Origin of the sequence: Streptacidiphilus jiangxiensis (genome assembly GCF_900109465.1) — a bacterium.
In the GTDB taxonomy this organism is placed as follows: Bacteria; Actinomycetota; Actinomycetes; order Streptomycetales; family Streptomycetaceae; genus Streptacidiphilus; species Streptacidiphilus jiangxiensis.
In genome coordinates this window covers 179842-198691 of the sequence record NZ_FOAZ01000017.1, presented here as the reverse complement: position 1 = coordinate 198691, position 18850 = coordinate 179842, and the positions used below count along the sequence as shown (strand labels likewise).

Here is an 18850-nt window from a genome sequence, read left to right as displayed (position 1 = left end):
GCGGGAGCGTCAGGGGGCGAGGTAGCGGTCGAGCAGGTGCCGCAGTTCGTCGTCGAGGCGGTCCACGGCCGGGCCCGTGCCGTCGGCGGCGCCCGCCAGGACGGGGCCGGTGAGGGTGAACGACCAGGTGGTGAGCAGGACCGCCTGGGCCAGGACCGTCGGGTCCTCCCGGCGGACCGAGCCGTCGGCCATGCCTGCGGCGAGGGCGAGCTCCAGCAGGGCGAGCTGGTGGTCGGTGTTGGTGCCGCGCCGGTTCAGCAGGTAGGGGGTGAGGAACTCGGGGTCGGTCTCGACGATCGTCCGCAGCAGGGGGTGGGTGCGGATGCTGCGGGCGAGGGTGACCACGCCGTCGACGATCTGCGCGCGGGTGACCTCGGCCCGCGCCTCGGCGGGGAAGGCCTGCTCGGCGAGTTCGGTCCAGGCCCGGATGGTCAGCGTGGCCAGGACCTCGCGCACCGAGCCCCAGCGCCGGTAGAGCGTGGCGCGGGAGACGCCGGCCTGGCGGGCCAGGTCGGCCATGGTCATCCGCTGCGGGCCGATGGTGAGCAGCAGGCGGTGGGCCGCGTCGAGGATCTGCTCCTCGGGGATGGCGTTGGCGGCCCTGAGCTCGCCCGTGTTGTTGATTCGCTGCGACATCACATGTAGAAGTGTATCAGCGAGCCTCCGGCCCGCCAGCGACGAGACGAGCCCGAGGAATCTGGATGACCCAGTCCGCGTCCGAGAACGACCTGCCCGTGGTGGCGTTCCACCCCTTCCGCTGGGGCGACCCGGCGCACGCCACGCACCTGCCCGAGGCGGCCAAGGAGACGCTTGCCGCCTTCGGCGTCAAGCAGCCCGCACCCGCCCTGGACCCCGCGCAGATCGAGCTGCCCGCCGTCGCCCTCGACGCCGCGACCCTCGCCGAGCTCGCCGCCGTCGTCGGCGAGGAGCACGTGAGCGCCGCCCACGAGGCCCGCCTCGCGCACACCCGCGGCTGGTCCACCCCGGACCTGCTCAAGGCGCGGTCCGGTGACGCCTCCGACGCGCCGGACGCCGTGCTCTACCCGGCCACGCACGACGAGGTGGTGACGCTGCTCCAGCTGTGCAGCCGGTACCGCGTGGCCGTCGTCCCGTACTCGGGCGGTACCTCCGTCGTCGGCGGACTCGCGCCGGTCCGCGAGGGCTATGCGGGCGTCGTCGCGCTCGACCTCAAGCGGCTCGACAGCGTGCTCGCGATCGACCCGGTCTCCCGTACCGCCACGCTCCAGGCCGGCCTGCGCGGCCCGGCGGTCGAGGCGGCGCTCGGCGCCGAGGGCTTCACCCTCGGCCACTTCCCGCAGTCCTACGAGGGCGCCAGCATCGGCGGCTACGCCGCGGCCCGCTCCGCCGGGCAGTCCTCGGCCGGGTACGGACGCTTCGACGAGATGGTCGTCGGCCTCACCCTGGCCACCCCGCGCGGCACCGTCGAGCTCGGCACCGCCCCCAAGTCGGCCGCCGGGCCGGACCTGCGGCAGCTGGTCCTCGGCTCCGAGGGCACCCTCGGTGTGATCACCTCCGTCACCGTCCGGGTGCGGCCCAGGCCCGAGGTGCGCGTCTTCGAGTCGTGGCGCTTCCCCGACTTCGAGACCGGCGCCACCGCGCTGCGCCGCCTGGTCCAGGACGGCCCCGAGCCCACCGTGCTGCGCCTGTCCGACGAGGCCGAGACCGGCATCAACCTCGCCGACCCGGCCGCCATGTTCGGCGGCGGTCCCGGCGGCTGCCTGGCCGTCGCCGGCTACGAGGGCACCGCGGCCGACGTCGAGGCCCGCCGAGCCGGAGCCACGGCCGTGCTGCGCGACGCGGGCGGCGAGCTGCTCGGCACCGAGGGCGGCGAGAGCTGGCGCAAGGGCCGCTACCGCGCCCCCTACCTGCGCGACCCGCTGCTCGACGAGGGCGTGCTGATCGAGACGCTGGAGACCGTCACCTTCTGGTCCAACCTGCACGCGCTGCGCGCCGCCGTCACCGAGGCGTTGACGGACTCGCTCAGCGGCCAGGGGACCCCGCCGCTCGTGCTGTGCCACATCTCGCACCTGTACGAGACCGGCGCCTCGCTCTACTTCACCGTCGCCTGCGCGCAGACCGAGGACCCGGTCGCCCAGTGGGGCCTTGCCAAGGCCGCCGCCAACGCGGCGATCCGCTCCTGCGGCGCGGCGATCACCCACCACCACGGCGTCGGCACCGACCACCGGGCCACCTACGCGGAGGAGATCGGCCCGCTGGCCGTCGACGCGCTGCAGGCCGTCAAGCACGCCCTGGACCCGGCCGGGGTGCTCAACCCCGGTGTGCTCATCGAGAACCTCCCGCTGCGTGGCGACGCGGCGGTGACCCCGTGACCGGGCCACAAGGGCGCTCCTTCACCGCCGTCGTCAACCCCATCTCCGGTGGCGGGCACGGCTTCGAGCACTGGCAGCCGGTCGCCGAGCGGCTGCTCGCGGCCGGCGCGACGGTCCGGGCGATCCCGACGCAGAGCCGGGAGCACGCCGTCACCGTCGCCCGGCAGGCCGCCGAGCGTGGTGACGTCGTGGTCGCCGTCGGAGGCGACGGCATGGTCCGCGACGTCGCCGACGGGGTGGTGCGCGGCGAGGGCACGATGGGCATGGTGCCGGCCGGGCGCGGGAACGACCTCGCCTGGCGGCTCGGCCTGCCGGAGGACCCGGCCGGGCTGGCCCGGCTGCTGCTGGAGGGCGAGCCGCGCGCGTTCGACGTGCTGGACGTCAACGGCGTGATCGCGCCCGGCAACGTCTATATCGGCATCGACTCGCTGGCCACGCAGATCATCAACGCCAACCGGCGACTGCCGGCCCTGCTGGTCTACCGGCTCGCCCCCGTCCGCGCGATCCTGCGCTGGCGCGCGGCCGGTTACACCCTCGACGTGGACGGTGAGCGGCGCGAGGTCCGGGCGCACACCGTCGTCGTCGCCAACTCCGGCGCCTACGGGCACGGCCTGCGGATCGTCCCGCCGGCCGAGCCCGACGACGGGCGGCTGGACGTGATGGTCGTCGGCGACGGCCCGCGCCACCAGGTGGTCAGCTTCATGGGCGAGGCGAAGAAGGGCACGCACACCGCGCGCCCCGAGGTGACGCTGCTGACCGGCACCTCGGTGACCGTGGACGCGGACCGGCCGGTGCCGGTCTGCGCGGACGGCGACGAGGTCGCCACCCTGCCGGCCCGCATCACGCTGCTGCCGGGGGCGCTGAAGCTGCTGGCGTGATTCTTGCAGTCGTATGAACAGTCCTCCGTCCTGGAACAATGGCGTCCGGGACCGAGTTCGTCCGAGTCGATGACCACCACGGACGGAGGGCTGTCGTGCCGCCTCTTTCGGAGCCGCTGCGCAAGCTGGGCTTCCTCACCATCGGGCTGTTCGACCGGGAGAACCCGCGCGCCGGGCACGAGTCGACGCTGGAGCTGATCGAGCTCGGCGAGCGCCTCGGCTTCGACAGCGCGTGGCTGCGCCACCGGCATCTGCAGTACGGGATCTCCTCGCCGGTCGCCGTGCTGGCGGCGGCGAGTCAGCGCACCCGCCGGATCGAGCTGGGCACCGCGGTGATCCCGCTGGGCTGGGAGAACCCGTTGCGGCTCGCGGAGGACCTGGCCACGGTGGACCTGCTCTCCGGCGGCCGCCTCCACCCGGGCGTGAGCGTCGGCGAGCCCATGCACTACGACCAGGTGCGGCAGGCGCTCTACCCGGACACGGGCGACGCGGAGGACTTCGGCTACGAGCGGGTCCGGCGCCTGCTGGACTTCGTCGCGGGGGAGAAGGCGAGCGACCAGGGTGGCACCGAGGGCTTCGAGGTCTTCTCCGAGCGCGTCGAGCCGTACGCGCCGGGCCTGATCCGGCGGATGTGGTACGGCGGAGCGAGCACCCGCTCGGTGCTGTGGGCCGCGCAGAACGGGATGAACCTGCTGACCAGCAGTGTGGTCAAGGCGGAGGGGGAGCCCGCGGCCGACGGGAGCTTCGACTTCGCGGGTATCCAGGCGGAGCAGATCCGGGCGTTCCGCGCGGCGCACCCCGAGGGTGCGCGGGCGCGGGTCTCGCAGGGGCTGGTCGTCATCCCGACCGACAGCGCGACTCCTGAGCAGCGGGCCAGGTACGAGGCGTACGCGGCGCAGCGGATGCCGCGGACGGCGGTGCCGCAGGGCCCGGGGCGGCTGCTCTTCGCCCCGGATCTGGTGGGCCCGAGCGCGCAGATCGCCGAACGGCTCCACGCGCATGCGGGCTTCAGGGAGGTGGACGAGGTGGCTTTCGCCCTCCCGTTCACCTTCGAGGCCGAGGACTACGTGCAGATCCTGACGGACATCGCGACGTCGCTCGGCCCCGCGTTGGGCTGGCGCCCAAGTGGCCTGACGGCGGCTCAGTAGCCGTAGGTGCCGTAGGCGATGTTCTCGAAGGCGCCGTAGGTGGCGTTCGCGTAGCGGACGGCGGCGACGATGTTGTCGACCGGGTTCCAGATGTCGGTGTGACCCGGCAGCGCGTAGGTGTCGAAGGTCGGCTGGATGGTCTGCATCAGACCCTCCGACGGGGTGCCGGCGGCGGCGTTGGAGTCCCAGTTGTTGACGGCGCCGGGGTTGCCGGAGGACTCGGTCATGGCACGGGCCTCGATGGCGGCGGCCGACGGGACGTGGTCGCCGTTGGCGGCGAGGATCGACTGGGCCTGGGCGACCCAGCCGCCCAGGTCGTTGCCGTAGCTCGGGGTCGCGGCGTTGGCGGCACCGACGGTGCCCAGAACGGCACCACCGGCGATGGCACCGGCAACGGCGAGACGGGTGGCCAGACGAGCCTTGCGGTTCATGTTGCTCCAGAGACAGGGAACGGCACGTCGCGGCGTGGGAGCGCCGCGGTTCGGGTACCGCTCGGTGAAGGCGCAGACGGCTGTGATCGCACGCGGTCGCACACCGCGAGGAGACGCGATCGATCTGCGCGGCGGGGTACTCCCGCCTTGGGGGCATCCGGCCCCGGCCCGCGGTCGTGGGGACCGCGGTGTCGTCCGTCCCGGCTGGGTGCCGTGTTCGTCCGACGTCATTCACGGAAACACGGCACGGATCGGACGGGCAAGGAAATCGGCCCCGAAAGTGGGCCAGGCCACAGTTTGAGGAACAAAACGGACGAATTTCGCAGGTCAGGCGTGACCTGGACCACCTTGGGAGAGCAACTGGGCCCGGGTGATCGGGTCGTGGCGCGTGGCCGGGACGGTGCAGGCGTGGGCGCCGGCGACGGCGCCGAAGCGAGCGGCCCGCAGCGGTGGCTCCCCGGCCAGCCAGGCCCACAGGAAGGCGGCGGCGAAGGCGTCACCCGCGCCGTTGGAGTCGACGACCGGGGCGGGCGGTGCGGCCGTGGGGACGTGGTGGAGCTCGCCGTCCGCCAGCAGGAACGCCCCCTCGGCGCCCGCGGTGGCCACCACGACGCGGGCGCGGCCGCGCTCGGTGATGCGCCGCATCACCGGCTCCGGGTCGGGCAGCCGGGTCGCGGAGACGAACACGACGTCCGCCGCGTGGGCGAAGGGCTCGTGGTAGGGGTTCTCGCCGTCCCAGTCGTGCAGGTCCGTCGAGACCGTGACGCCGCAGGCGCGCAACGTCGGCAGCGCGTGGGCACAGGGGTGGGTGATGGAGACGTGCGCGTGCCGGGCGGCGGTGGCGAGCTCGCGGACGAGGGGATCGGGCAGGCGGTCCTCGGGTGCGGAGCGCGTCGCGTCGTAGAGCGAGAGGCGTCGCCCGAGTGGGTCGACGAGGTTCACCGCCCTTTTGGTGCCCGCGGGTTGGGGGACCGTGGTGAGTGCGATGCCCCGTTCCGCGTGCAGCGCGCGGACCAGGGCGCCCGCGTCGTCGTCCCCCAACAGGTCGAGATGGTGGACGCGTAGTCCCAGGGAGTGCAGCCCGAGGGCGAGGAAGTCGCCCGTCTGGCCCGCCCTGGTCTCGATCCCCGGGCTGATCGGGTAGCTGTCGGCGAAGGGCAGGGGTAGCTCGGGGACGTGCACGATGGTGTCCACCCCGGCGCCGCCCAGTACCAGCACGTCGATCTCCGCGCTCATCCCGCCGCCCCTCACCTGCGCATTCGCACCCGTGGTGGGTGATTGAGGGAGAGTCAAACATCCGCGACGGGCCGGGGGCAAGACTTTTCATCGGCTTGCGCAAGGCCGTCGCGCCGCTCACCCCGACGGGGACCTCCCTGCCACCCCGTAGTACCCGGGAGCTACAGCGCAAGTGCGTCCCCCGGTGGGACGCCGACCACAAGGCCCGATTCCTAGCTTCGGTACCGGAAGAACGCACCACTGTCCGGGAACGAGGAGGAGAACGGCCATGGCAACCCGCCCGAACGTCGTCCGGCGGCTCCGTCGAGGGCTGCTCGCGGCCGCCGTCGCCGCATGCGTGGCGGTGCCGCTGGCCGGCGCGGCCAAGGCGTCGGCCGTGCCGGCGCCCGTGCCCGCCGTGCTGGGACCGCTCACGGCGGGCGGCGGTGAAGCGGAGCTGACGCACCGTTACGCCGCCAACCGCGCCGACATCGTGGCCGCCGAAGCCATGGCCGCGCAGTACGGTGACACGCAACGAGCCGCCGAGCTGAGTGAGTTGGCCGGGCCCGACCGGCAGTTCCTCTCCTTCGACGGCCGCGACGGCGGCCGCACCGTCGAGGTCTTCGGCAACCTGGCCACCGCGCGCACCGTCGCCGTCCTCGTCCCCGGTTCGGACACCAGCCTCAGCACCTACGACCGCTTCGCCGCCGGCGCCCAGGCGCTGGAGGCACAGCTCGGCGGGAACGCCGCGCACGCGGCCGTCGTCGCCTGGCTCGGCTACGCCACGCCCGACACCGTCAGCCCCGTCGTGCTGACCGACGGCCGCGCCGACGAGGCGGCACCGGTGCTGGACGACTTCGTCCACCAGCTGCAGGCCTTCCGGCCCGCCGCCCGCACCTCGCTGGTCTGCCACTCCTACGGCTCCACCGTCTGCGCCCGCGCGGCGAGCGGCCTGCACGTCGCCGACCTCGTCCTGTACGGCAGCCCCGGCGTCGGCAGCGACATCGCCGACGTCTCCGACCTGCACACCACCGCGACCGTCTGGGCCGGACGCGCAGGCCACGACTGGATCGCCAACGTGCCGCACGTCCGCGTGCCGGTCCTGTTCACCACGCTCGGCCTCGGCACCGACCCGGTCTCCCCGGGCTTCGGCGCCCACCTCTTCGCCGCCGGCAACGGCAGCCACAGCGACTACCTCAAGCCCGGTTCGACACCGCTGCGCAGCATCGCCTCGATCGTCTCCGGCGCCGCGGACTCCACCGCTCCCACTCACGCCGCTTCCTAGGAGAACCCCGTGCGTACCACCTCCCTGCGCCGGTTCGCGGCGCGCGTCGACGCAGCCACCCCACCCGAGCGGGACCGCGCGATCGACGCCCTGCGGGCCTTCGCCATCCTCGGCGTCGTCCTGGGCCACTGGCTGGTCACCGCGATCGTCGTCGACAGCGGCAGCATCCACGTCGTCAGCCCGCTCCAGCACATGCCGGCCTTCACGCCGGTCTCCTGGATCTTCCAGACCCTGGCCGTCTTCTTCCTCGTCGGCGGACAGGTCGCCACCAAGAGCTACACCTCCGCGAAGGCGCGCGGCGACGGCTATCTCACCTGGCTGTGGGCCCGCCTGTTCCGGCTCTTCCGACCGGTCCTCGCGGTCCTCGCGGTGTGGGCGGTGACCGCCTCCGCCCTGCTGTTCGCGGGCGTCGGCTTCGGGACGGTCGAGGCGCTGGTCAAGCTGGTCCTGTCGCCGATGTGGTTCCTGCTGGTCTTCGCCGTACTGACCGCCGCGACACCACTGGTCTCCAAGCTGAACCCGCTGTGGCCGCTGGCCGTCGTCCTGCACGTCGACCTGATCCGCTTCGCCTTCCACGGCCCCGCCTGGCTCGGCTGGCTCAACCTGCCCGCCGGCTGGCTCGTCCCCTACTGCCTCGGCGCGATGTGGGCCCGTGAGGGCCTGCGCGGCCGGACGACCGGGTGGGTGCTGCTGATCGGCGGCGCCGTCGCCACCGCCCTGCTCGTCACCCAGGCCGGCTACCCCGCCTCCATGGTCGGCGTCCCCGGCGCGAAGATCTCCAACCTCAACCCGCCGACCCTGGCGGCGGTCACCTTCGGCCTCGCCCAGTGCGGCCTGGCGCTGCTGCTGCTCGGTCCCCTGCGCCGGGTGCTGGCCCGCCCGGCCGCGTGGGCGGCGGTGGCGGTGGTCAACCTCTCCGCGATGACGATCTTCCTGTGGCACCAGACGTCGATGATCGCCGTCACCGCGCTGGGCCTGCTGGCGGGTGAACCGCTGCTGGGCCTGCACACGACGCCGGACACGGCGTCGTGGATCCTGGCCCGGCTCGCATGGCTGCCGGTCTTCGCGACGATGCTGTCGCTGTGCTGGCTGACCTTCCGCCACCACGAGCAGGGCCGCCGCAAGTCCCGCACGATCCGCGTGGCGGGCAGCCCGGGCTCGGAGAAGCTGCGGCCAGTCGTGGGCACTCTGAGGTAGTTGCACTGTCAGGGGCGCGGGGAACTGCGCGAGCAACCCACGACGTGCGGATGGTCCTCAACGCACAGGGCCATCCGCACTGGGTGGTTGCCCGCGCAGTTCCCCGCGCCCCTGGGGAGTGCGACTGGATCTAAGGTGGTCGAGATGAACGAAGACGGGGGTCTGAAGGTGAAGCGGTTCCGCGCGCTCCTGCGCGAGCTGCGGGAGGACCTGGTCGTGCCCGCGCTCACCGCGGCTCCGCCGCGCAAGCGGGTCTCGCGGTGGATCCTCGTGCCGGTGTCGCTCGTCGCGGCCATCTTCTTCGGCATCAACACCAACCAGTACGCCTTCGCGTACAGCCTCGGCGTCCCGCTCGGCCTCGCCCTCGCCGCGATCCAGTCCGGCGCGCTCGTGGCGTCGCTCTGGCAGCCACTGCGGGCCTGGTGGGTCGCGACGCTGGTGATGGTCGTGGGCGCGTGGACGTCGACCGCGCTCGCGCCGGGGCGGGGGGTCTCGTTCCCGCTCGCCGACGCGGACCGCAACATTCAGGCGGGGTGGACCCCGGCCACGATCACCGTGCAGGCCGTGCTGCTCTTCCTGCTCTCGCTGCAGGTCCGTGGGCGCGTCGCGATCGAGGCCTTCGGGGTGACCGTCTTCGCGGGGTTCCTCGCGCAGCTGTACAAGCCGCCGGGGCAGGCCACCGCGATCGGGTTCGCGGTGATCCTCTTCGCCGTCGTCGTCCTGCTGGGCGTCTCGATACGGGCCGGCCGTGAGGCGCGCAGCAAGCTCGTGGAGCAGGAGGAGCTCACCGCGGAGGAGCGGGCCCGGCGCACCCTGCTGGAGGAACGCAACCGGATCGCGCGCGAGCTGCACGACGTGGTCGCGCACCACATGTCGGTGATCTCGATCCAGGCGCAGGTCGCGCCGCACCTGGTGGAGAACCCGCCCGCCGAGCTGGTCGAGAACCTCGCGGGCATCCGGGCCAACGCGGTCGAGGCACTGGCCGAACTGCGCCGGGTGCTGGGCGTGCTGCGGTCGGAGGAGCCGGCCGCGGACGGCACGCAGGACGCGCCGCAGCCGACGCTGGAGCGGCTCGGCGAGCTGCTGGAGAACGTCCGCGCGGCGGGGATGACGGTGAAGTCGGAGACGGCGGGGGAGCCCCGCACGCTGCCGCCGGGGGTGGAGCTCTCCGCGTACCGGATCGTGCAGGAGGCGCTCAGCAACGCCATGCGGCACGCGCCCGGTGCGGCCGTGCGCGTGGAGTTGGACTACCGGGCCGCCGGTCTCGGGGTCCGCGTCACCAACACCGCACCGACGCGACGGCCGGCGCCGTCGCCGGGTGCCGGGCACGGCCTGCTCGGCATGCGGGAGCGCACCGCGATGCTCGGTGGCGAGCTGGCGACCGGTGCCACGCCCGACGGCGGCTTCGAGGTCTTCGCCCTGCTGCCGGCGGGCCGGATCGACATCAACAGTGTCCCAGCGGGGGAGGACCGCGCATGACCATCCGGGTGATGATTGTCGACGACCAGATGATGGTTCGTCAGGGTTTCACCGTCCTGCTCAACCTCGAGCCCGACATCGAGGTGGTCGGCCAGGCGGTCGACGGGCTGGACGCGTTGGAGAAGGTGACCGAACTGCGGCCGGACGTCGTCCTGATGGACGTGCGGATGCCGCAGCTCGGCGGCATCGAGGCCACCCGCAGGATCACCGGGCCGCCGGAGAGCACGGTCAAGGTGCTGGTGCTGACCACCTTCGACCTCGACGAGTACGTCTACGAGGCGCTGCGCGCCGGTGCCAGCGGCTTCCTGCTCAAGGACGCCTCGGCGGCCGAACTCGCCCAGGCGGTCCGGGTGGTGGCCGCCGGGGAGGCACTGCTGGCGCCGACGGTGACCAAACGGTTGATCGCGGAGTTCGCCCGCCTGCCCGGTGCTCCGCGCACGCCGCTGAAGGAGCGCGTGGGCGATCTGACCGAGCGGGAGACGGAGGTGCTCTCGCTGATCGCCAACGGCCTGTCGAACGCGGAGATCGCCACCGAGCTGGTCGTCGCCGAGCAGACGGTGAAGACGCACGTCAGCCGGATCCTGGTGAAGCTGAACCTGCGCGACCGCACCCAGGCGGCCGTCTTCGCCTACGAGACGGGCCTGGTGCGGCCGGCCGGTTACTGACGCCGGAGCGGGCTCGGTCCTCCCGTCAGTTGGATCCGCAGGCCGTCGGCGGTGACCGCCACCGACGTGGCGTGCAGGCCCAGCGGGTAGTCCTGCCGGGCCCCCCGGCCGATCCCGGCGGTCAGTGCCGCGAGCCGGTCGGCAGGCACGGGCGCGCCGAGCACGGTGGCCGAGACCGCCGTCACCACCACCCGTCCGTCCTGGAGGACCGGGCGCAGCGTCAACTGCGCTGCTCCGCCCAGGCCCAGGGCGACCACGAGGGTGCCGCTGCCCGGTCGGGCGGTGACGCCGCCGACGGTCACGGACGGCGCGGCGGCCTGGACCGCGTCCGCCACCGCCTGGGCCGGGACCGTCACCTCGGCCGAGGAGCCGGAGACCGTCGCGGCCGCGCCGTCGAACCGGACGTCGTCGAGGCGGGCCTGGACGTCGACCGGCCCCAGCTGCCCGAGGGTGGCGTCGTCGCTGCTCACGTCGAGGCGCGGGATGCGCTGCTCGGCGACGTCCCACAGGGCCGAGCCGCTCTCGCCGACCGTCAGATCGGCGCCGAGGGCGGGAGCGGCGGCCGCGATCCGGTCGCGGATCACGCGGTCGGCCGCGTACTCGCCCGCTCCGGCGGCCACAGCGACCGTCACGGTGAGGGCGGCGGCGACCGCGAGGACCCGGCGCCCGCGCGGGGTGGGGCCCACCCTGGGGCTCACTGCTCCGCCCCCTCGGGGTCGAGGTGCGGCAGCAGCCGGTCCAGCCAGCCGGGCAGCCACCAGTTGGCGCGTCCGAACAGGTACATCGTGGCGGGGACCAGCACCAGCCGGACCACCGTCGCGTCGATGACCACGCTGACGCCGAGGCCCAGCGCCAGCATCTTCACGACCGTGTTGGTGGAGAGCAGGAAGGCCAGGAAGACGCTGGTCATGATGAGCGCCGCGCAGGTGATCACGCGGGCCGTCACCGCCAGGCCGGTGGCGACCGCGCGGTGGTTGTCGTGATGGCGCAGCCAGGTCTCGCGGATGCGGGAGAGCAGGAAGACCTCGTAGTCCATGGAGAGCCCGAAGACGATGGCGAACATCATCATCGGCACGTAGGACTCGACCGGCACCTTCTCGGTCACCCCGAACAACCGTCCGCCCCAACCCCATTGGAAGACCGCCACGACCACCCCGTAGGCGGCGCCGATCGAGAGCAGGTTCAGCACCGCCGCCTTGAGCGCGACGAGCAGGCTGCGGAAGACGGTGAGCAGCAGCAGGAAGGCCGCGCCCACCACCACCGCGATGATCAGGGGCAGTTTGGCGATCAGCTGGTCGGTGAAGGTGAGCCCGGCCGCCGTCACGCCGGTGACGTAGCCGGTGGCGCCGGTGCCCGCCAACGCGTGCGGGAGGGTGGTGTTCTGGAGGGTGTGGAACAGGGCGGTGGTCGCGCCGTCCTGCGGGCCGGTGGTGGGCGTGACCGTGCTGGTCAGCAGCACGTCGTCGGCGCTCGGCGCGGGCGGCGTCACCGAGGCCACACCGGGCACCGCCGCGAGGTCCGTGCGAAGCGTCGAGGCGAGCTGCTGCCGGCGCGAGGCATCGGAGACCGCGGCGCCGTCGAGCTGCACCACGACGGTCAGCGGGCCGTTGGCGCCGGCGCCGAAGCCGTGCGCGATCAGGTCGTAGGCGCGCCGGTCCGTGCGCGAGGTCGGCTGCGCCCCCGCGTCGACGTGGCCCAGGTGCATCGAGGCGACCGGCGTGGCGAGCAGGGCGAGCAGCGCGGCCCCGCCCGCGAGGAAGAGCCACGGGCGACGGCCGACCTGCGCGGCCCAGCGGTGCCACACGTCGCCGTCCCCGGTCGGCTCGGCGACGGGGGTGCGCACGTGGAGCCGGTCGATGCGGCGGCCCAGCAGGCCCAGCAGCGCGGGCGTCAGCGTCAGCGAGGCGCCCGCGGCGACCACGACGGTGACCCCGGCGGCCGCGCCCAGGGCACCGATGAAGCCGATCCCGGAGGCGTAGAGCCCGGCCAGCGCCATCGCCACGGTCGCGGCCGCGACCAGGACCGCTCGCCCGCTGGTGGCCACCGTCCGGCCCACGGCCTCGGCCGCCTCGAGATCCTCCTCGGCCCGCAGCAGCGCGCGGAACCGGGTGGCCAGGAAGAGCGCGTAGTCGATGCCGACACCGAGGCCCATCATGGCCGCGAGGGTCGGGGCGGCCTGCGCGAAGCTCGTGTGCGCGGCGATCAGGCCGAGCCCGCTCAGCCCGACACCCAGGCCCAGGACGGCGGTGAGCAGCGGGAGCCCCGTCGCCGCCACGCTGCCGAACCCCACCAGCAGCACGAGCAGCGCCACGCCGATGCCGATCCCCTCGGAGAGGGCGTCGGCGGACTTGGGCTGCGCCAGCTGGCCGAGCGGATCCCCGTACTCGACGGTGACCGCGTCCGTGCGCAGCGGCCGCACGGCCGCGTCGACGCCGGTGAGGTAGGAGGGGGCGAAGGAGGCCGGGTTGCTCGAGAACCGCACGGCGACGGTGCCGATCGTGCCGTTCGCGTCCAGCGCGCCCGGCGCGGTCAGCGGGTCGGCGACGGAGAGCACGTCGGGCAGGCGGCGCAGGTTGCCCACGGCCGTCTCGATCGCGGTCCGGTGGTCGCCCAGCGTGCCGTGGCCCGCCGCGTCGAGGACGACGGGCGCGGTGACGCCGGAGGAGCCGTTGCCGTCGTGGGCCTTGAGCAGGTCGCTGCCGGTCTGCGAGGCCGTGCCGGGCAGGGAGAAGCTGTCGGCGTAGGTGCCGCCCCAACGGTGGTTGGCGACGCCGAGGCCGACCAACAGCACCAGCCAGGCGGCGACGACGCGCACGGCGTGCCGGGCGCACCAGCGCCCGATCCGGTGCAGGCCGCTCCGCCGGGCCGTGACGGGCTCTCCGGTTCCGGGCCTTGAGCCCGCTTCGGTGATCATGGGCCTCACTCTGGCGGGACGGGGTGAGCGCCGTGTTGGCGCAATGTTCGGGGAGTGTAAGGGTGACGGCGTGCTTCGGATGCGGGCCGGTGGCCCGGTTAGCATCGGCCTGTCCGCATCCCCGAGAGGCCCGCCCGTATGAACGTCCCCGCAGCCGGTTCACCCTCGCACGGCCTGGTGCTGATCGTGGAGGACGAGCGGCACATCGCCGACGTCCAGCGCCTCTACCTCACCCGTGAGGGCTTCGGCGTGCACGTCGAGGCGGACGGCGCCGCCGGGCTCGCCGCCACGCGGCGGATGCACCCCGTGGCCATCGTGCTCGACATCGGCCTGCCCGGCCTGGACGGCATCACCTTCTGCCGGACCCTGCGCGAGGCCGGCGACTGGACCCCGATCCTGCTCGTCACCGCACGCGGCGAGGAGGCCGACCGGATCCTCGGCCTGGAGCTGGGCGCCGACGACTACCTCGTCAAGCCGTTCTCCCCGCGCGAGCTGGTCGCCCGGGTCCGCACCGTGCTGCGCCGCGCGGCCGGCCCCGGCCCGCAGCCGGTGATCCGCCTCGGCCCGCTCACCCTGGACCCGAGCGCGCACACGGTGCACCGTGACGGCGAGCCGGTGGACCTGACCGCCACCGAGTTCGGCCTGCTGGCTCACCTGGTCCGCCACCCCGGCCGGGTCTTCACCCGCGACCAGTTGCTGGCCCAGGTCTGGGGCTACCCCGGTTACCGCGACACCCGCATGGTCGACGTCTTCGTCTCCCAACTGCGCGCCAAGCTCGGCGACGCGAGCCCGCTGCGCACGGTGCGCGGCGTCGGCTACAGCGCGACCGCGCCGGGGACCACCGGTACGCCGGGCGCGACGGGCGCGACGGGCGCGACAGGCGCGACAGGCACGACGGGTCAGGGCGCGTGACCGCGCGGACTCCGCGCCGTCGGCGCACGCTCGCCGGGCATCTCGTCCTGCTCACCACCGTCGTGGCGGCCGTCGCCGCGCTGTTGACCGGGCTCGTCGCGTGGCAGTCCGCGGCGCACGCCGCCGAGCAGCGCGAGCGCGACACCCTGACCCGCCAGGCCACGCTGCTCAGCCACCTCCCCGCACTCTCCCCGGTCCTCTTCCACGGCGCCGAGAGGCTGGCCGGCCCGAACGGCGAGCAGTTCGCCGTCCTCGCCGCCGACGGAACGGTCACGGGAGGGGCCGCGCCCGCGCTCGACCTCGCCTCCAGGGCGACGCTGCTGGCCGGACGGACCGTCTCCACGGACGGCCTGCTGGCCGGCCAGGACGTGCTCGTGGTCGGCAGCCCGACCGCGTCGGGCGGAGCGGTGGTGCTGACCGAGCCGTACGCGACCGTCGACCGGACCACCGACCAGATCCGCCGCGACATCGCGCTGCCGCTGCTCGTCGGCCTGCTCGGCGCGGCCCTCGCCGGAGGCCTGCTGGCACGGCGCCTCGCCCGCCCGCTGACGGCCTCGGCGGCCGTCGCCCACCGGCTCGCCGAGGGCGAGCGCGGCGTGGTCGCGCCGACGGGCGGTCCGCGCGAAGCCGCGGAGATCGGCCGCGCGCTCACCACCCTCGACCAGGCACTGGCCCGCAGCGAGAACCGGCAACGGGAGTTCCTGCTCTCCGTCTCCCACGAGCTGCGCACGCCGCTGACCGCGGTCCAGGGCTACGCGGAGGCCCTGGCCGACGGGTTGATCGAGCCGGAGCAGGTCCCCGAGGTCGGTCGCACGCTTGCGGAGGAGACCCGACGCCTGGACCGCTTCCTCGCCGATCTGCTCGCTCTCGCTCGTCTGGAGGCGGACGACTTCCACGTCGAGGCTGCCGCCACGGACCTCGGCGTCGTGGTCGCCGAGGCGGCGGCGTTCTGGTCCGGGCCCTGCGCGAGCCACGGCGTGGAGCTGCGGGTCGAACGCCCCGAGGCTCCGCTGATGGTGACGACGGACCCGTTCCGGGTCCGGCAGCTGCTGGACGGCCTGGTCCAGAACGCGCTGCGGGTGACGCCCGCGGGTGCCCCGGTGGTCCTGGCCGTCCATGCCGAGGAGGGTGCCGCGGTGCTCCAGGTCCGCGACGGCGGCCCGGGCCTCACCGAGGACGACATCGCCGTCGCCTTCGAGCCGGGCGCGCTGCATTCTCGCTACCGGGCGACCCGCACGGTCGGCAGCGGCCTCGGCCTGGCCATCGCCCACCGCCTCACCGCCCGCCTGGGCGGTGACATCACCGCGCAGGGCCACGGCCCAGAAGGCGGCGCGTGCTTCACGGTCAAGTTGCAACCTCCTCAGGGGCGCGGGGAACTGCGCGAGCAACCACCCGGTGCGGATGGCCCTGTTCGATGAGGACCATCTGCACGTGGGTGGCTTGTCGCGCAGTTCCTCGCGCCCCTGAGGTGTTGCCACGTCCCCTTGGCGAAAAAGCTACTCCCCGCGGACCAGGCCGAAGCGGCCGTCGAAGCGGCGGTAGAGGAGACGGCCGCGCCCGGTCGACGGATCGGCGTAGAACAGCGCCGACAGCTCCGCGTCCGCGCAGCGCTGGACCGCCTCGTCGTCACTGAGGCGCGGTGCCGGGCGCGGGCAGAGCGTCAGCAGGGAGGTGTCGTACCGGGGCGTCTCCGCCGGCCACGTGGAGGCCAACCTGTAGCCGGTCGGGCCGGCGCGGTAGACCACGGAGTCCTGCTCGGTGGCGGGGTCGGTGAAAAGGTGGGCCTGGTAGTCCATCGCGTCCAGCGTGCGGACCGCGACCTCGGGCGCGCACCACACGAGCAGGGGCTCCTTGATGCGCGCGATCGCCGGCAGCATCGCCCGCCCCGCGCTGGCGGCGCGTTCCGACCACGGAGTGCTCGCGCGCGTAGCCGCGGGAAGCTCCTCCGGTGCGTCGGCCCGCTCGGTCCACGGGCGGGGCCGCCACTCGAGGGAGACCTCCGCGATCCGCTGTCGCAGGCCCTCGACCAGCCGGTCGCCCGCCTGGCGGGCGTCCGCGGCGAGCCGCTGGACGCGCACGCGGCGGCCGTCGACCTCCGCGTCGACCTGACAGACCGTCTGCTCCGCGTCCTCGTCATGGGTGCGGCTCAGGCGCACGCGCAACGCCTCGACCAGCGCGTCCGTCCCGCTGACCAGATCGCCGACGCGCCGCCGCACCTCGTGGGCGAGATCCAGCGCCACCCCGTCGGCGCGCACAAAGATCGCCTCGTTCACGAGCCCAAGCCCTCCGCAGTTCGCCTCTCCAGCCGCCGGGGAACGTCCCCGCGCAGCAGATCTTCCACACCCGTCAGGAAGAGTGTCCAGTGCCGAACGTCCCGATTCGTCGGCGGGGTGGCAACTGTTCCACGTGTTGCGCAGTTCTGATCACATCACCAGATGGCGCGCAATTATGCGCACACATGTCTAGGCATCCGCGCAATGGTTCCCTAGCATCGGTGCGGACGTCGCAACCCCGTGCGAACCCCCTCTTGGCGCGCGCCCCCTCAGCGCGTGTGACGCGGCGTCATCCACTTCTTCCGAAGGGACAACCGTGCCCCGTTCAGGAAAGAACACCGTGCGCGGCCTGGTCGCCGCCGCGTCCGCCGTCGCCGCGTTAACGGCAGGACTGGCCGCGGCGCCGCAGGCGAGTGCCTCGCCGACGGCGACCTCCGGCACCGCGCTCGCGCTCACCCCACCGATGGGCTGGAACGACTGGGCCCACTTCCAGTGCGGCTACACCGAGTCGACGATCCTGGCCAACGCCCGGGCGCTGGTCTCCACGGGCTTGGCGGCCAAGGGCTACAACACCGTCACCACCGACGACTGCTGGATGCAGAGCAGTCGCGACGCCAACGGCAACCTGCAGGCCGATCCCAGCCGCTTCCCGGACGGGATGGCCTACGTCGGTCAGCAACTGCACGCCCTCGGTCTCAAGTTCGGCATCTACGAGGACGCTGGTACCTCCACCTGCGGCGGTTACGCCGGCAGTTGGGGCCACTGGCAGCAGGACGCCAACCTCTTCGCCTCCTGGGGCGTGGACTACCTCAAGCTGGACGGCTGCAACGTCCCCTCGGTGTCCGGTCAGACCTCCGTGCAGACCTACCAGAGCGCCTACCAGCAGATGAGCCAGGCGCTGCGGGCGACCGGCCGTCCGATCGTCTTCTCCGAGTCGGCGCCCGCCTACTTCGAGGGCACGGCCGACTGGGACACCGTGCTGGGCTGGGTCGGCCAGTACGGGCAGCTGTGGCGCGAGGGCTACGACGTCGCGACCTACGACTCCTCCAAGCCGAACACCAGCCGCTGGAGCAGCGTGCTGACCAACTACGGCTACAACAACCCGATCCACCGCTACGAGAGCCCCGGCAACTGGAACGACCCGGACTTCCTCATCGCCGGTGACGGCGGCCTGACGGCCGACGAGTCGCGCAGCCAGCTCTCGCTGTGGGCGGAGATGGGCGCGCCGATGATCCTCAGTGACGACGTGACGCAGCTCAGCGCCGCCTCGGTCGCGGACCTGGGCAACAGCGCGGTCATCGCCGTCGACCAGGACACCCTCGGGCATCCCGGCTACGTCGTCTCGCAGAACGGCACGCTGGACGTGCTGACCCGCCCGCTGGCGGGCGGTGACCGGGCGGTGGCGATCCTCAACCGCTCCGGGTCCACGGTCTCGGCGAGCACCACGACGTCGGCGGTCGGCTTCACCGGCGGCAGCGGCTGCACCTTCGGGGTCAAGGACCTGTGGTCCGGCGCCACCTCCACGACAACGGGTTCACTGACCGCGTCGATCCCCGCCCACGGGACCGCCATGCTGCGGATCACCCCGAGCGCAGGCTGCGGCGGAACGGTGCAGCAGGGCCAGGTGACCGGCATCGGGGGCAAGTGCCTCGACGACTCCGGTTCCGGAACCGCCGACGGCAATCCGATCATCGTCTACGGCTGCTACGGCACCGCCAACCAGCAGTGGACGCTGCCCGGTGACGGTACCGTCCGCACGCTCGGCAAGTGCCTGGACGTCCCCGGCTCCGCCACCACCGCCGGCACCTACGTCGACCTGCGCACCTGCGACGGTTCGGCCGGGCAGCAGTGGGCCTACCAGCAGTCGGGCAACCTGGTGAACCCGAACTCGGGCGACTGTCTGGACGTGTACGGGGGCGGCTCGGCCAACGGCACCAGGCTCGACATCTGGCCATGCGGCTACAACCAGGACAACCAGACCTGGTCCCTCCCGCAGTAGTCCTGTTCGTCCCCGATTGTGCCGTGCCCGTTGCAGAGTCCTGCGCGCCGTCCCTATAAAAGACACAACTTCGAGCGCGGCACGACCGGGGGGAGAAGCACGA

At 73.2% G+C, this 18850-nt stretch carries 16 protein-coding genes; 10 read left to right on the top strand and 6 right to left on the bottom strand.

Annotated features, from left to right (window positions below):
* Nucleotides 1–9 precede the first annotated feature (9 nt).
* A complete protein-coding gene (locus BMY61_RS29140) occupies nt 10–636 on the bottom strand; it encodes a TetR/AcrR family transcriptional regulator (RefSeq protein WP_042443116.1) in 627 nt (208 codons plus the stop codon).
* Between the two features lie 65 nt (nt 637–701).
* On the opposite strand from BMY61_RS29140, the gene BMY61_RS29135 reads away from it, so the two are divergent.
* The 3 genes from BMY61_RS29135 to BMY61_RS29125 all read left to right on the top strand — a co-directional run bounded on the left by BMY61_RS29135 (nt 702) and on the right by BMY61_RS29125 (nt 4377).
* Nucleotides 702–2351 (top strand): FAD-binding oxidoreductase, encoded by a 1650-nt coding sequence (locus BMY61_RS29135; protein WP_042443118.1) that lies wholly within the window; start codon nt 702–704, stop codon nt 2349–2351.
* The gene (locus tag BMY61_RS29130; protein ID WP_042443120.1) at nt 2348–3229 is read left to right on the top strand and encodes a diacylglycerol/lipid kinase family protein; all 882 of its coding nucleotides are present in this window, start codon (nt 2348–2350) and stop codon (nt 3227–3229) included. Before BMY61_RS29135 ends, BMY61_RS29130 begins: the two co-directional genes overlap by 4 nt.
* Before the next feature lie 95 nt (nt 3230–3324).
* Nucleotides 3325–4377 (top strand): LLM class flavin-dependent oxidoreductase, encoded by a 1053-nt coding sequence (locus tag BMY61_RS29125; protein WP_042443125.1) that lies wholly within the window; start codon nt 3325–3327, stop codon nt 4375–4377.
* On the opposite strand, the gene BMY61_RS29120 is transcribed toward BMY61_RS29125, so the two are convergent.
* Both BMY61_RS29120 and BMY61_RS29115 read right to left on the bottom strand, forming a co-directional pair.
* The gene (locus tag BMY61_RS29120) at nt 4371–4808 is read right to left on the bottom strand and encodes a lytic transglycosylase domain-containing protein (RefSeq protein WP_042443127.1); all 438 of its coding nucleotides are present in this window, start codon (nt 4806–4808) and stop codon (nt 4371–4373) included. The two genes, BMY61_RS29125 and BMY61_RS29120, sit on opposite strands and share 7 nt — an antisense overlap.
* 327 nt (nt 4809–5135) lie before the next feature.
* Nucleotides 5136–6044 carry a PfkB family carbohydrate kinase gene (locus BMY61_RS29115; protein ID WP_042443129.1) on the bottom strand — a complete coding sequence of 303 codons (909 nt, stop codon included), beginning with the start codon at nt 6042–6044 and terminating at the stop codon, nt 5136–5138.
* 268 nt (nt 6045–6312) lie between these two features.
* Here BMY61_RS29115 and BMY61_RS29110 point away from each other — a divergent pair, with 268 nt between their 5' ends.
* The 4 genes from BMY61_RS29110 to BMY61_RS29095 all read left to right on the top strand — a co-directional run bounded on the left by BMY61_RS29110 (nt 6313) and on the right by BMY61_RS29095 (nt 10649).
* Nucleotides 6313–7308, top strand: coding sequence for an alpha/beta hydrolase (locus BMY61_RS29110; protein ID WP_042443131.1), 996 nt, complete (start codon nt 6313–6315; stop codon nt 7306–7308).
* Between the two features lie 9 nt (nt 7309–7317).
* Nucleotides 7318–8505, top strand: a complete 1188-nt coding sequence (locus BMY61_RS29105; RefSeq protein WP_042443133.1) for an acyltransferase family protein — start codon at nt 7318–7320, stop codon at nt 8503–8505.
* Nucleotides 8506–8649: 144 nt separating this feature from the next.
* The gene (locus BMY61_RS29100) at nt 8650–9984 is read left to right on the top strand and encodes a sensor histidine kinase (RefSeq protein WP_042443478.1); all 1335 of its coding nucleotides are present in this window, start codon (nt 8650–8652) and stop codon (nt 9982–9984) included.
* A complete protein-coding gene (locus BMY61_RS29095) occupies nt 9981–10649 on the top strand; it encodes a response regulator (protein ID WP_042443135.1) in 669 nt (222 codons plus the stop codon). The genes BMY61_RS29100 and BMY61_RS29095 overlap by 4 nt, the downstream gene beginning before the upstream one ends.
* On the opposite strand, the gene BMY61_RS29090 is transcribed toward BMY61_RS29095, so the two are convergent.
* Both BMY61_RS29090 and BMY61_RS29085 read right to left on the bottom strand, forming a co-directional pair.
* Nucleotides 10643–11347 carry an LmeA family phospholipid-binding protein gene (locus BMY61_RS29090; protein WP_143094569.1) on the bottom strand — a complete coding sequence of 235 codons (705 nt, stop codon included), beginning with the start codon at nt 11345–11347 and terminating at the stop codon, nt 10643–10645. The genes BMY61_RS29095 and BMY61_RS29090 overlap by 7 nt on opposite strands.
* Nucleotides 11344–13563, bottom strand: coding sequence for an MMPL family transporter (locus BMY61_RS29085; protein ID WP_174514471.1), 2220 nt, complete (start codon nt 13561–13563; stop codon nt 11344–11346). The genes BMY61_RS29090 and BMY61_RS29085 overlap by 4 nt, the downstream gene beginning before the upstream one ends.
* A 138-nt stretch (nt 13564–13701) precedes the next feature.
* Between BMY61_RS29085 and BMY61_RS29080 the strand changes: the two genes are divergently transcribed.
* Together BMY61_RS29080 and BMY61_RS29075 are read left to right on the top strand one after the other, a co-directional pair.
* Nucleotides 13702–14475, top strand: coding sequence for a response regulator transcription factor (locus BMY61_RS29080; RefSeq protein WP_082014761.1), 774 nt, complete (start codon nt 13702–13704; stop codon nt 14473–14475).
* The gene (locus BMY61_RS29075; RefSeq protein ID WP_042443140.1) at nt 14472–15893 is read left to right on the top strand and encodes a sensor histidine kinase; all 1422 of its coding nucleotides are present in this window, start codon (nt 14472–14474) and stop codon (nt 15891–15893) included. The genes BMY61_RS29080 and BMY61_RS29075 overlap by 4 nt, the downstream gene beginning before the upstream one ends.
* Nucleotides 15894–15971: 78 nt before the next feature.
* Here the strand turns inward: BMY61_RS29075 and BMY61_RS45355 are convergent, their stop codons facing one another.
* Complete coding sequence (locus BMY61_RS45355) at nt 15972–16748, bottom strand: sigma 54 modulation/S30EA ribosomal C-terminal domain-containing protein (RefSeq protein WP_075004104.1); 777 nt, start codon at nt 16746–16748, stop codon at nt 15972–15974.
* Between the two features lie 316 nt (nt 16749–17064).
* Here BMY61_RS45355 and BMY61_RS29065 point away from each other — a divergent pair, with 316 nt between their 5' ends.
* Nucleotides 17065–18747, top strand: coding sequence for a glycoside hydrolase family 27 protein (locus BMY61_RS29065; RefSeq protein ID WP_042443144.1), 1683 nt, complete (start codon nt 17065–17067; stop codon nt 18745–18747).
* Nucleotides 18748–18850 lie beyond the last annotated feature (103 nt).

Excerpts from the sequence above, each read along its gene's own strand:
- BMY61_RS29115 (WP_042443129.1), bottom strand. The coding sequence starts at position 6,044 with ATGAGCGCGGAGATCGACGTGCTGGTACTGGGCGGCGCCGGGGTGGAC.
- BMY61_RS29135 (WP_042443118.1), top strand. The coding sequence starts at position 702 with ATGACCCAGTCCGCGTCCGAGAACGACCTGCCCGTGGTGGCGTTCCAC.
- BMY61_RS29140 (WP_042443116.1), bottom strand. The coding sequence starts at position 636 with ATGTCGCAGCGAATCAACAACACGGGCGAGCTCAGGGCCGCCAACGCC.
- BMY61_RS29100 (WP_042443478.1), top strand. The coding sequence starts at position 8,650 with ATGAACGAAGACGGGGGTCTGAAGGTGAAGCGGTTCCGCGCGCTCCTG.
- BMY61_RS29110 (WP_042443131.1), top strand. The coding sequence starts at position 6,313 with ATGGCAACCCGCCCGAACGTCGTCCGGCGGCTCCGTCGAGGGCTGCTC.
- BMY61_RS29080 (WP_082014761.1), top strand. The coding sequence starts at position 13,702 with ATGAACGTCCCCGCAGCCGGTTCACCCTCGCACGGCCTGGTGCTGATC.
- BMY61_RS29085 (WP_174514471.1), bottom strand. The coding sequence starts at position 13,563 with ATGATCACCGAAGCGGGCTCAAGGCCCGGAACCGGAGAGCCCGTCACG.
- BMY61_RS29120 (WP_042443127.1), bottom strand. The coding sequence starts at position 4,808 with ATGAACCGCAAGGCTCGTCTGGCCACCCGTCTCGCCGTTGCCGGTGCC.
- BMY61_RS29095 (WP_042443135.1), top strand. The coding sequence starts at position 9,981 with ATGACCATCCGGGTGATGATTGTCGACGACCAGATGATGGTTCGTCAG.